Annotated in this window: 11 protein-coding genes and 1 tRNA gene; 3 read left to right on the forward strand and 9 right to left on the reverse strand. The window is 53.7% G+C overall.

The window, feature by feature from the left end:
* Positions 1–20 precede the first annotated feature (20 nt).
* The 8 genes from TPCCA_RS02945 to rpsB form a co-directional block, all read right to left on the reverse strand.
* A complete protein-coding gene (locus TPCCA_RS02945; RefSeq protein ID WP_193386042.1) occupies positions 21–677 on the reverse strand; it encodes a CpXC domain-containing protein in 657 nt (218 codons plus the stop codon).
* Between the two features lie 6 nt (positions 678–683).
* Entirely contained in the window at positions 684–2,036 is a 1,353-nt protein-coding gene (gene rseP, locus TPCCA_RS02950; RefSeq protein WP_013945232.1) for an RIP metalloprotease RseP, read from the reverse strand.
* Complete coding sequence (dxr, locus tag TPCCA_RS02955) at positions 2,033–3,163, reverse strand: 1-deoxy-D-xylulose-5-phosphate reductoisomerase (RefSeq protein ID WP_013945233.1); 1,131 nt, start codon at positions 3,161–3,163, stop codon at positions 2,033–2,035. Before dxr ends, rseP begins: the two co-directional genes overlap by 4 nt.
* The gene (locus tag TPCCA_RS02960; protein WP_010882048.1) at positions 3,160–4,023 is read right to left on the reverse strand and encodes a phosphatidate cytidylyltransferase; all 864 of its coding nucleotides are present in this window, start codon (positions 4,021–4,023) and stop codon (positions 3,160–3,162) included. The genes dxr and TPCCA_RS02960 overlap by 4 nt, the downstream gene beginning before the upstream one ends.
* Positions 4,020–4,706, reverse strand: a complete 687-nt coding sequence (locus tag TPCCA_RS02965; protein WP_013945234.1) for a di-trans,poly-cis-decaprenylcistransferase — start codon at positions 4,704–4,706, stop codon at positions 4,020–4,022. The genes TPCCA_RS02960 and TPCCA_RS02965 overlap by 4 nt, the downstream gene beginning before the upstream one ends.
* A 5-nt stretch (positions 4,707–4,711) precedes the next feature.
* Positions 4,712–5,263 (reverse strand): ribosome recycling factor, encoded by a 552-nt coding sequence (frr, locus tag TPCCA_RS02970; protein ID WP_010882050.1) that lies wholly within the window; start codon positions 5,261–5,263, stop codon positions 4,712–4,714.
* A 103-nt stretch (positions 5,264–5,366) separates the two neighbouring features.
* Positions 5,367–6,239, reverse strand: coding sequence for a translation elongation factor Ts (gene tsf / locus TPCCA_RS02975; RefSeq protein ID WP_013945235.1), 873 nt, complete (start codon positions 6,237–6,239; stop codon positions 5,367–5,369).
* Positions 6,240–6,329: 90 nt separating this feature from the next.
* A complete protein-coding gene (gene rpsB, locus TPCCA_RS02980; protein WP_013945236.1) occupies positions 6,330–7,205 on the reverse strand; it encodes a 30S ribosomal protein S2 in 876 nt (291 codons plus the stop codon).
* A gap of 196 nt (positions 7,206–7,401) precedes the next feature.
* On the opposite strand from rpsB, the gene TPCCA_RS02985 reads away from it, so the two are divergent.
* Positions 7,402–7,475, forward strand: a tRNA-Arg gene (locus tag TPCCA_RS02985).
* A 94-nt stretch (positions 7,476–7,569) separates the two neighbouring features.
* On the opposite strand, the gene TPCCA_RS02990 is transcribed toward TPCCA_RS02985, so the two are convergent.
* A complete protein-coding gene (locus TPCCA_RS02990) occupies positions 7,570–8,460 on the reverse strand; it encodes a HEAT repeat domain-containing protein (RefSeq protein ID WP_193386043.1) in 891 nt (296 codons plus the stop codon).
* A gap of 317 nt (positions 8,461–8,777) precedes the next feature.
* On the opposite strand from TPCCA_RS02990, the gene asnS reads away from it, so the two are divergent.
* Together asnS and TPCCA_RS03005 are read left to right on the forward strand one after the other, a co-directional pair.
* A complete protein-coding gene (gene asnS, locus TPCCA_RS03000) occupies positions 8,778–10,349 on the forward strand; it encodes an asparagine--tRNA ligase (RefSeq protein WP_010882055.1) in 1,572 nt (523 codons plus the stop codon).
* A 9-nt stretch (positions 10,350–10,358) separates the two neighbouring features.
* On the forward strand, positions 10,359–12,440 hold the full coding sequence (locus tag TPCCA_RS03005; RefSeq protein WP_013945238.1) for a major outer sheath N-terminal domain-containing protein: 2,082 nt from the start codon (positions 10,359–10,361) through the stop codon (positions 12,438–12,440).
* Positions 12,441–12,464: the final 24 nt, after the last annotated feature.

The raw sequence follows: 12,464 nt of genomic DNA on the forward strand, positions 1-12,464 counted from the left end.
TGCTGCTCGCTGTGCGGGCGCTACGCGTCAGTAAAAACATTCTTGTATGAAAGATACGCCCCAACGTACAGCGCCTCAAACAACTCCGCTCGTTTACCTCGCTCTCGCTCAACGCGTTCATACACATTCATGGGAACTGGCATAATTGCCGTTTGTTGTTCTCTGATACCGTACACGTGCAACTCCATCACGCGCGATCCGGTGTCCCCGACACAACGTTCAAAAAAACACGAAACTCTCTTGTCTCCTAGATGCGGTGCCCCTTCCAACACAAAAAACTTTACTGCTTCAACAATTTCAGGGTTCAAATCCCATGCTAGTATTGCAACACGATCAGCAAGTTCTGCGTAGCCAATCACGGGTGTCTGGTGCTCCCGTAAGACAAAGGGTTCACAAAAGTCAGCACTATCTCCGTCGCTCATATGCATACCGGCACAAAAAGCCAAACACCGCAAACGCTCTCGCTCAGGAACCAAAAGCAAATGCACATTCTTTGCATGCCACACAAATTCTGTTTTTATTTCGGCACGAATACGCGCACCACATGCCGGACACTGGTAACTTAAAAAATCCCCTTGCTGTATACGCGCAACAAACTCCGGGTGCTCATCAAGCGAAATTACCGTCTCATGTTCAATATCGAACACCCGCTCACACGCACACCGTAACTGCATCACTCACTCCTAGTGAAACAAAAAATTCACGTCGTTCCAAAACGCACATAAAAATATCAATGCAACAAACGCAAAACCTACAAACTGCAGATAGTACAACACACGCGGGTGTATGCTTCTTTGCATAAACAATTCAACACATGCGAATAAAATCAAACCGCCGTCCAGGATCGGAATGGGGAGTAGATTCATAATAAAGAGAGAGACGCACACGAGTGCCACAAACTCGCATAATTGTGACAGTCCCGTTAAAAAACTCTCCTGAAAACCATGCTGGGCCACATCTCCTATCACATGCGTAATCCTTAATGGGCCTGAGATAGCCTGCTGAAATTGCAGGCCCCGAAAGAGCATACCAATACCCTTCACCGTCAATACACACATACGCAACGTTTCTGCAATACCCGCACGGACACTTGCAAAAAAAGAAGTTCCCGGTATAACCACGGTGTGAGCTTTCCATTCGATACCAACATCTATTGCCCCGTTTTCTGTGCGCACTAACGCAATGGTATGATATCGCCTCTTCCCTGAACGCAGCACAGTCAATACGACTGACTTTTTTCGAAATTCCTTGAGCAGCGCAAGGAGCTGTACTGCGTGTTGCACACGGCGTCCTGCTACTGCAAGAATTTTATCTTCAGGTTCAAGACCTGCCTGCGATGCAGCACCGTGTGCATCAACCGCCGCAACAACTAGCGGTACGTAATGGTAAATACCAATCCTCCCCATACCAGTATGCGCATCTCTATCAGGCGTAATGGTCACGTGCATAAGCTGCCCCCTCCGTTCGATCACAAATGGCAATGCATGCTGCGCATGCTGTGACACAATTTTTTGAATATCACTGAAATAGCGTATCGGCTGATCACCAATGCGCAGGATTGTATCCCCGTCCTGAAGTCCCACGCGGCGTGCAGGCGAGTTATCAGAACTATCGTATACATACACCGGTGAAATACGGTTTCCAAATGTGTGCACACGCGAGCCAAGCGCACTAACCAATGCCAATACCATTACCGCCATAAGCACATTCGCCAGCGGTCCTGCAAAGGCAATACCCATGCGTTTGAGCGGTCCTACTGCATACAGTGAACCGGGCTCAACGGGAATATGGGAAAGTTTTTGATCAAGCGCCGTTTGAAACGCTTGCTCTCCCTTCATACCGCAATATCCCCCAAGAGGAAGCATCGAAAGGCGATATTCCGTTTTTCCAAATTTCTTTCGAAACAGGACCGGCCCCATACCGACAGAAAAACTGAGCACCTCCACTCGACACCAAAGCGCGGCGACAAAATGCCCCAGTTCATGAAACAACACCACAATACCAAGCACCACAACGCCAATAATTATCTTAATCACCTCTCTCTCCACCTCTGTGCAATGCACGTCCGCGCACACATCCGCGCACGCGTATCGCACGCCATAACTTCTTCAAACGTTTGGGGAATTGCGCGCCAATCTTCTTGCAACGCCTGTGCAGTCACGTGTGCGATATCTAAAAACCCAATGTTTCTTTGCAAGAACGCACGCACCGCCTCCTCATTTGCTGCATTAAAGGCAATAGGATACGCACGCTGCGCCCGTGCAACATCAAAACCCATACGCAACAGCGGAAAGTCATCTACCCTCGGAGGTTCAAAATGCAAAGACAGTCCCGATGTAAAATCAAGCGGAGTTTGATACGCAGGAGGCGCGTCAGGGTACAGCAACGCATACAGCAACGGCGACGCCATATCAGGGACAGAAAGCTGCGCATACGTTTCTCCCGAATGACATTGCACCAGCGCATGCACTATGCTCTGAGGGTGCACCACCACCGTGACCCGATCCACCGGTATACGAAAAAACTGCACTGCCTCTATAACTTCCAGTGCCTTATTTGCAAGTGTTGCAGAATCAACAGAAATCTTCTTCCCCATACGCCACGTCGGATGTTGAAGCGCATCTTCCACCGTGACATGCGCTAAGCACTCCTTTGAAAAGGTTCTAAATGGACCACCTGACGCAGTGAGCACTACCTGCGCCACCGCATGCGCGCCGTGCGCTGCAATAAGTTGAAAAATAGCAGCATGCTCTGAATCTACAGGAACGATTGTTGCCCCACTTTCGCGTGCCGCAGCATGCAAAAGAGAAGCTGCAAGTACCACACTTTCTTTATTTGCTAACGCGAGCGTACAACGCGTCTTGAGCACCTCAAGAGAGGCAAAAAGACCAGCAGCGCCGGCAATACCGTTTACCACCACCTCTGCTTCACAGGAAGAAAGCAGACGCTTTATGCGTGCGCGACCTTCTTGCTCAGAACATGAGCCAGTCATAGTGATATCTGATAAAGAGAACTCGCGCGCCAACGCCCGCGCGTACTCGGTCTGCCGGTGACCTGAAGCGCCCACCAGCAAGAACCGATCGGGAAACCGACGCAGAAGTTTGAGTGCTGCAGCTCCAATAGAACCAGTAATGCCCAGCACTACCACACGTCGCACACTCATACTGCAGCGATCCCAAAACACTCACATGCAATGTAAAAAGTCCCCAGTGACGGCGCAAGCGAATCCAGGTTATCCATAATTCCGCCCCGCCCGGGGGTAAAAAATCCTGAATCCTTTACCTGAGCCGAACGTTTCATCACCGACTCGACTAGATCGCCTACAATGGCAGTCAGTCCTACCAAGGCTCCAACACCCATGAGCATCCCCAAAGAGAGCGTCACACGCGAACCAAATACAAGTGAGCCAAAACACCCTGCACCTACCGAACCGGCAAAACCTCCAATAAAACCTGCAATACTCTTTTTAGGACTTGCAGGAATTATCCCTCTGTTGTTAACTCCCCAGAGCGTCCCACAGAACCATGCACAAGAGTCGCACGTAAAAACCATGAGAAAAAAAATTACCAATGCGATCTCTGCATGACGCCACCGCGTAATGAGCGAAAAAAAAAGGCTAAAGATACCTGGATACAAAACAAGCAACAGTGCCGAGGCCATACGCTCAAGGGCGTTTTCAAAAGAAGCAGAAAACGAATACACCAATTCGGTGAAAAAAACACTCATGAGCAGCGTGCCCAGTGCTCCAATAAAAAGGACAGATTCAGCGCCCCGTGCAGGCTGCCACAGCGCTGCATATCCTAAAAGCGGAAGCACAAGACTGAAAGGGATCAACAAAACCAGTGGGTACGTGCACATCCTGCGCGACACCATCGCATGCATTTCCCATACCGCACCCATAACTGATCCGAAGATAACCAAATGGAACGCTAGGAAGTGTGCATGCGGTGCCGCATATACCAACATAAGAATAGTTGGAACGCCGAAAAAAAAGATTAACAGCCTCTTTATTTCCGCGCTCATTCCAAACCCCCAAAGGTACGCGTGCGCAGGCGATACTCATCCAGGGCGCGCAGCATGTCTTCTACCCGAAAGTCAGGCCACAGGATATCGGTAAAATAGAACTCCGCGTACGCGCTTTGCCAAAGCAAAAAATTACTCATGCGTTGCTGACCCCCTGTTCTGATGAGAAAGTCGACACTCGGCAACTGCGGCGCATCAAGGCACGCGCCGAAAGCTTCTTCGGTGAGAAGCTCACCATCCGGGCACGAAGTGCTGCACAAAACCTTTTTTACCGCACGTAAAATTTCATCTTTTCCCCCATAATTTATAGCGAGCGCAACAGTAGTTCCCCGATGAGACCGAGTGCGCTCCACAACATACTCTATCTGGCTGCGCACATCAGGCGGAAGTGTCTGCGCACAACCCAGGTGCACTACGCGAATGGTATGCTCCACATAGAACGACATCTCCTTTTTCAAATACCACCTGATTAAATTCATCAAGAAATGCACTTCATGCGCAGAGCGCTTCCAATTTTCAGTAGAAAACACATACAGAGTAACAAAAGGCACCTGAATCGCGCACAGCGCCGCGACAATCTCTCGCGCTGTCTGCAGCCCCCGCCGGTGCCCTGCACTGCGCCGCAACCCTCTCTTTTCTGCCCATCTCCCGTTTCCATCCATGATGATGGCCACGTGCTGCACGGCACTCAACCTTCCAGGATATCCTTTTCCTTCTCGGCCAAGTACCGTGCAACGTCTGCGACAGAAGCGTCAGTCGCTTTTTGGAAGGCCTCTTCTGCTGCTTTCAGTGCATCCTCGCTTAGCAGTCCCTCCTTATGCCCGCGCTTTGCTTCCTCGATTCCCTCACGGCGAATATTGCGAATAGCAACGCGCGCCTGCTCGGCTAACGCGCGCGCCTGCCTGACAAGCTCCTTCCTTCGCTCCTGGGTAAGTGGAGGAATCACTAGACGAATAACCTTGCCGTCGTTGGAGGGATTGAGCGACAATTTTGACTTCAAAATTGCACGCTCGATATCCGCAAGGAGCGTTTTATCCCAAGGCTGGATAATGATCAAACGCGCCTCGGGTACCGAAACGGTAGCCACCTGACTAAGCGCGGTTGGTTGCTGATAGTAGTCGACAGTAATCTGATCAAGCAAATGTGCAGTCGCACGTTCAGTACGCAGCGTGTTAAAACCCTCCTGCAGCGCTGAGAGGGACTTCTTCATCTTCTGCTCATAGCACTCAGCGATACCCATCTTTTCCCCTCACAACACAGTGCGGCAAGAGAGAAGCACGAGCTCCCTCACGCCCGCTTATTCCCCATTCTGCAGAATGGCAGGATCTATCCGTGCTCCCCACTCACTGTACCCCTAGCTGGTATATCAGTGCCTGAGCAAGCCGAAGCGCACCCCCTGCGCAGGCACCCACTTCTGCCATCTTTTTTTCAACAGAAAGCTTGTCGTCCTTAACAAAGGGCTGTTTCAGAAAACAGATCTCAGCCAAATGCTTCTCTAGTTTACCCTGCACGATACTTTCCTTGACATGCGCAGGCTTCTGGAGAGACGCAACATGCGCTTGGAACACCTCACGCTGCTCCCGCACATACTCAGCAGGCACGTCCTCTGCGCACACGTAGCGAGGGGTATATGCCGCCGCGTGCAAACAGCAGTCATACGCGAAGGCCTGCACATCGGATCGCAGGAACACATCTGGCGCATCGGAGGAAAAGGAGAGCACTACCCCTGTTTTTTTATCAGGGTGCACGTAGTGAGAAAGGTACTGACCTGCACCGGCACTGCCGGCACGTAAGAGCGCAAGGCGCGTCAAGCTCATATTTTCCCGTACGCGCGTTGCGAGGTCCACCACCATATCGCGCAGCACCTGGTTTACCTCAGTGTACGCGTGCTCGAGCACCGCCTGAGCTATACGCTCAGAAAGGGCGATGAACTCTGCGTTCTTTGCCACAAAATCTGTTTCGCAAACAAGCTCAACCATTGCTACAGCGCTCGCCCCACAGGCCGCGCCCTCTGCATGCCGTGCTTTAATAACGATGACTCCCTCAGCAGTGGCACGCCCACGCCTGTTTTCGATGGCAGCAAGCCCCCTCTCCTTAAGATGCTTTTCTGCACACAGAGCATCCCCTGCACACTCTTGGAGCGCACGCTTACACTCCATCATCCCGGCCCCGGTTTTATCACGCAAAGACTTAACGTCGCGAGCAGCAATCTCCATGTACCCCTCCTGACAGCATTTTCCGATCAGACTTCGATGCAAACATGCCTACCCAGACACACATCCCAAAAGAGACCGCGGAGGGCACACCTAACGCCCCTCGTAGAGCGACTCATCCTCATCAAACACATCGCCTTCATCGTTCACAGAATATTCACGCTCCTCAGGAGGAGTATAATTTTCATAGTCAGTAATTTCGCGCCCTTCTTCGTGCAAAGAAACGGACTCATCAAGCTCATCGCCACTCTCCTCATCCTGCAAGTTCTCAATGATTTTCAAACCATGCTCGTTACCCGCTTCCATAACCGCATTGGCAATGAGTTGAGTAAAAAGGGAAATGGCACGGATCGCATCGTCATTCCCGGGGATTGGGTAATCGATACCTTCAGGATTACAGTTGGTGTCCACCACCGCAACAATCGGGATACCAACTCGCCTCGCCTCACGGATAGCGATAGTCTCCTTACGCGTATCAATGATAAACACTACACCCGGCAGCTCCTTCATTTCCTTTATGCCGCCCAAATTCTTTTCTAGCTTCGCGTGCTCCTTGCGTAAAGACGCCACCTCCTTCTTAGAGAGATGCTCGAACGCACCGTCTATCTCCATGCGTTCTATCTTCTTGAGACGCGAAAGACTCTTCCTTATGGTGGAAAAGTTGGTGAGCATGCCACCGAGCCAACGGTTAGTCACATAAAACATCCCACAGCGCTGCGCTTCCTTGGCAATGGTTTGCTGCGACTGCTTCTTTGTGCCCACAAACAAAACGGACTTGCCTGAGGAAACAGTCCTGCGCACCATGTCGTACGCCTCGCGGATGGCCGTAATCGTCTTTTGCAGATCAATGATGTGAATACCGTTACGCTCCGCGAAAATATACTTTTTCATCCGCGGATCCCACCGCCTGACCTGATGGCCAAAATGAACCCCAGATTCAAGCAGATTTTTGATAGTCACCACTGCCATACCATTCCTCCACAGAGAGCGCCGAGGCTCTCATCCTTCTCTCTTTCACCACACGCACACGCGCGGGGATATTCTCGAGAGGACAGAAAAACGCGTCCCCTCACACACGGTCACCTTGACTAAAATCAGACGTATGGAATACGGTTGCCCGCCTCTTCTGTGGACCTTCCCAGGCCCGCAGCAGGTTACAGGGCAGGGAAGATTAGCTCATTCGGATAGAGCGTTGGCCTCCGGAGCCAAAGGCGGTGGGTTCAAATCCCGCATCTTCCATCCTCTTACCCATGTAAACGGGCGCCCCGCGCCCTACGCTCCTTCCAGTCAAGCTGGCAACTCAGGGGCCGTCCGCCCGCTCCCCTTCAGCAGGTCACTTGCCGCCAGAAACGACTCCCTTCACCACTTCGAGCGCGCGAGCGCGCACTGCAGCTGCGTAGCGCCCGTCGGCAGCGATATCCATGATAGACTCCACCACGGCGCGCCTATCGCGCACCGTGGGAGCAAGGCGCTCGTACGTGTTCAAAATCTCAAGCGCGAGAGAACCTGTCGGGTTAATAGCGGAAAACTTCCGACTAATCCAGCCAATAGTGGCGGTTGTCTCGTCCTGCTCGTTGATACCCACCTCTCCTAACGACTTAACCGCCGCCCTCACCACCGAAGGCTCACGGTCAGCACACATGACTTGGATGAGAGCGTCCTTGGTACGAGCCGAAGGCAACCGGGCGAGTAGCTCGCAAGCACGCAGGCGGATGTCGGGGAAATCATTAATCACTCGCCCTTGCTCACGGATCACGCGGAACAATCCAGCAGTGGCCAACCGACTCAGCGCCTCCTGGAGGTCGTCAGAACCACGTCCGCCTTCAAGTGCCTCCTGGATATACTGGAGCGCGAGCACCTTTGAATCATGCCCCCTGCTCTCAACCATCTCTTTGATCACCACACCCTCTGCAGAGTTCAGATAGGCTTGCTCGACGGTCATCATGCCTCCGTCGCCCGCACCGGCCTGAGCACCCACACTTGGATCCGTGCCCTGCTGGGGAAAAACCGGGACGCCAAAAGCAAAAGCGCAGACACCGAGTAAGAAGAAGCGCTGCTGCATAGGACATTTCCTCCTGAAACTTATGGTACAAAATGCACACGGGACCGAGACACTGCCGCACGGCACGCGCGGGCACATGGTCGAGCATTTTGCGCACCACGTCAAGGGTTTGTGCCCAGGTATCCTTAAGGAACGAAACACACATGCCGAGGGATCCGCCATGGAAAGGGTGCACCTGTGGAGTCTTATAGGCGCGGTAATCGTTCACCCGCGCGTCCTTTCTGCGGGAGTGTTTCTGATACTCTACTTGCATCTGGTTTTCTATGTCGTACGGCGTGGTCCCGGTCACAGAAGACCGCGCCTCGGCCGCTCCTCATCTAGAGAGTAAGTTCCCTGGAAATGAAACGACGCTTTTTCGCACGGTTCGCTCTCCCCAGTCCTGCGCGGCGTTCCATGCAGATGCCGCGCAGGGCGTGCGCCGTGGCGTCACAGCTGCTTGCCGGTCCACGCCCTTCCATAAAGAGGGTAAAAGCGTTAGCATGCGTGCTATGCACCCTTTGCTCAAGGAGATTCTGACTCATCCCCCCTCAGGCCAGCACGAATGCGTTCACGGTTGGGTGCGCTCCAAACGGGAGACAAAACGCGCTGTCTTTATCAGTCTGAGCGACGGTTCTTGCCCTGATACCCTTCAGGTTACCGTTCCCCTGCCCGAGTGTTCCGCCTCCCTTTCCTCTGGGGCGCAAGCTGAGCAAATCCCTAATGTCCGCGACGCTGTCCTCCAGGGGGAAACGCTCGCTCAAACGCTCAAACGCGTTACTACCGGCGCCTGCATTCGCGCCGAGGGTGCACTCGTCCCCTCCCCAGGCGCCGGGCAAGCGCTTGAGTTGCGCGCTTGCAACCTGACTGTTCTTGGCGAGGCGCCTGCTGAAACCTATCCTTTGCAGAAGAAATCGCATAGTTTTGAGTTTTTGCGTGCGCACGCCCATCTGCGCGCGCGCACTAGTACCTTTGCCGCGTGTGCACGGGTGCGCAGTGCACTTGCAGGCGCTGTCCACCGCTTTTTCTCCGAGCGACACTTTCAGTACGTGCACACACCGATCATTACCGCTTCGGACTGCGAGGGTGCAGGCGAGCTCTTTCGCGTCACTACTTTTGATCCCGTGCGTATTGCGCGCGAAGCACACGCAGCGGGCGCGGCAGGCAACCCCTACGCACTCACGTACGCGGACGACTTTTTTGGTAAGGCAGCGCGCCTAACCGTTTCGGGCCAACTGCAGGGGGAAGCATATGCGCTTGCCCTCACGCGCATCTACACCTTCGGCCCTACTTTTCGCGCAGAGAACTCAAATACTAGCCGCCATCTTTCTGAGTTCTGGATGGTGGAGCCGGAAATCGCCTTTGCACGCATCACTGACTGCATGGACGTGGCAGAGGAGTTTTTGGCGTACCTGCTACGCGCAGCACTCAAGGACTGCGCGCAGGATATAGCCTTCCTTGACGAGCGCGCAGCGCAGCATGCGCGAAGCGCGCGGGGCGACACACCCCTTGCCGCGCGCAGCACAGCGCGCACACCGCCAGTGCGGACGCCAGGGCAGCTGACGCGCATGCTCGAAGACGTCGCCCGCGCGCCTGCCACGCGCCTGACATACACAGAGGCAATTAAACTACTGGAGAACAGTGGGCGCTCCTTTGAGTTCCCCGTACGCTGGGGATGCGATTTACAAAGCGAGCACGAGTGTTTTTTAACAGAAGAGGTGTTCCACGGCCCGGTGATTGTCTATGACTACCCAAAGGAAATCAAGGCCTTCTACATGAAGCTCAATGCCGACGGCACAACGGTGCGTTCCATGGACCTGCTAGTTCCGGGATTAGGGGAGATTATGGGAGGCTCGGAGCGCGAGGAACAGTTTGAAGTACTCTGTGCTCGCATCCGTGCCAGCGGTTTTGACCCTCACGACTATCGCTGGTACACCGATCTCCGTCGCTTTGGTACCGCGCCCCATGCAGGTTTTGGACTCGGCTTCGAGCGCTTGCTGCAGTACGTCACCGGGCTTGGGAATATTCGGGATGTTATTCCGTTTCCTCGTACGCCGCGCACTGCGGACTTTTAGGATGGAGCCATGAAAGGAGTACGCTGTCCCTGTCTTTATGCCTGCAGGGTGTTGTACTCTCAAAGCAAAATCCGGCGGCGACGCACGCTGCTGTCTCCGTCGGCGGCTGTGCGCTCCTCCTGCCATGATCCCCCTGGACACTCAGCAGGGAGGCGTGTCAGGTCAGTTGGCACGTGGGCGCTCCTCTTTATGTCGTCCGCAGCAGGGCTGTGTGCAGAAACCAGACTGCACACCTTAGCAAGTACGCCGCGGATTTCAGGCTTTGCCCGGTTGCAGTGGGGTATCACGCTCCCCTACGACCCCGCAGTAGGTCCGCCGCCTCCCGTGCCGCCCCGCGAGAATGGAGATGGCGACGACAGCGATGTGGTGAACGTACAGATACAGGGAAATGGAGCGCAGGGACAGGAAGTAGAAGAGAGTGAGAAGGAAAAAGCGCGCATTCGTCAGATAACGCACGGGTTCCGCAGTACCACACACTTGTGTGTAACTGTTCCGTTGTTTTTAAAAAGTGACCGCATAAGGCGCGCAGGTACATTATCTGACGGTGGCTTGTGGACTGAAATTTCTATCAAGGATTTGGAGGTGAATTTTCAGACCAAAAAGCCTGGTGAGCCTTTTACCCTAGTCACAGAAGAAACCGCTATTGAAGCGACGCTACACTGCTTTGGTGCGTATATGACGATCGGCACCGCTCCCCTCTTTCGCGCCAATTTTGCCCAACTGTGGAAACCTCTTCTTGCAGACCTCTACAAGGAAGAGGAGGTGCGGTTTGCGCCAGGGTTCGATGGCATCGGCGGCAGGCTCGGCTACCGTGCACAGAACGTAGGCTCAAGTGGAGTGAGCTTGGATATTTGCTTTCTTTCCTTTGCCTCAAATGGTTCCTGGGACGCGCCTGCCCCTGCTCCTGCTCCCCCTGGAGGTGCGGCGGAAGAGGCTCTGCATAGCAAGTATGGTTTCGGGGCAGACGCGACGCTCAGCCATGCGCCGTGGAAACGCGAGTTAGTACGGGCAGAAGTGGCAGCCAGCGCGACACTGGGAAAAGGCTATAAAAGGGTCAGCCATAAACAGAAAAGGCACTATAGGCAGAATGACGTCCTGTGGAATGCAGGCGCGCGCATAACGCTCACTCCTCTTTCGGACTTCAAGGTGGTGTTGGCTCTGGACATGGGTAACCATTATGCAGGTCGGAAAACGCTCGACTATCTTGCCCTGATCCTTATCGATATGGAAAAAACCAAGGTCACCCCCGGAGGGCCGGTGGCGTATGCCATTGCACAGCGCGTGTTGCAGCTGCCTGAGTACGCGCAGAAGCTCGATAGTGTCAAGAACGGAATGTCCGCTAACGGATCCTCTGTGCGGGATATTGCAACCAAAATCGTACAAGCAGAACAGACGAACCCGACAGTTAGTTCAAACCCCTTGCTTGCAGCGCTGTTGACAGTGCTCTGGCAACAAGCGCTGGACACCTACGCGCTCGATGCACTCCTGACTCTGCAATGGCGCTGGTTTGCCTGCGGCGTGTACGTGGCCACTGCTCCTGCAAGCGTGTTTGGGGCCATGGTCTTTCCTACGTATGGGAGCACACACACGGACGGCGGCGGCTTTCTGCGGGTAGAAACCAAAGCAGGAGACGCGTATACACACCTTATAGACGGACTGGAAGCAGGGATGGACGTGCGGTGCTATATTCCGCTTACCCACGGCCTGTACATAGACAATGGAAAAGGATACTACGTCTCTCCAATGGGTGTGTGGAAACTCCCTGACACCCATATCAACTTGCCCGTTATGGGGAAGGTGTGGGCGCGCTACCTTATTCCGCTTGGCGAAACTGCATGGCTTAAACCTTCGCTTGCCGTATACGGCACCACGAATCGCTTCAACTATAATCTTAAGACAGAAAATCTAGTTCGTGAGCGTTGCGTGCAGTACCAGGTGGGCCTGACGCTCTCTCCCATTGAAAAAGTGACGCTTCACGCACAGTGGGAGCAGGGACAGTTGGAACCAACGCCCTACATGGTTATTACGGAAACCGTTACTTCCCGTAGGTACTTTGGCACCTTCGTGTGCGGAATGACTATTAACTGGTAGAACGCCAAGGTAGGACATACACTG

Source organism: Treponema paraluiscuniculi Cuniculi A, from assembly GCF_000217655.1.
Lineage (GTDB): Bacteria > Spirochaetota > Spirochaetia > Treponematales > Treponemataceae > Treponema > Treponema pallidum.

Coding starts and splice junctions, on each gene's coding strand:
- TPCCA_RS02990 (WP_193386043.1), bottom strand. CDS start 8,460: ATGGCGGATCCCTCGGCATGTGTGTTTCGTTCCTTAAGGATACCTGGG.
- TPCCA_RS02960 (WP_010882048.1), bottom strand. CDS start 4,023: ATGAGCGCGGAAATAAAGAGGCTGTTAATCTTTTTTTTCGGCGTTCCA.
- rpsB (WP_013945236.1), bottom strand. CDS start 7,205: ATGGCAGTGGTGACTATCAAAAATCTGCTTGAATCTGGGGTTCATTTT.
- frr (WP_010882050.1), bottom strand. CDS start 5,263: ATGGGTATCGCTGAGTGCTATGAGCAGAAGATGAAGAAGTCCCTCTCA.
- asnS (WP_010882055.1), top strand. CDS start 8,778: ATGCGTGCTATGCACCCTTTGCTCAAGGAGATTCTGACTCATCCCCCC.
- TPCCA_RS03005 (WP_013945238.1), top strand. CDS start 10,359: ATGAAAGGAGTACGCTGTCCCTGTCTTTATGCCTGCAGGGTGTTGTAC.
- dxr (WP_013945233.1), bottom strand. CDS start 3,163: ATGAGTGTGCGACGTGTGGTAGTGCTGGGCATTACTGGTTCTATTGGA.
- tsf (WP_013945235.1), bottom strand. CDS start 6,239: ATGGAGATTGCTGCTCGCGACGTTAAGTCTTTGCGTGATAAAACCGGG.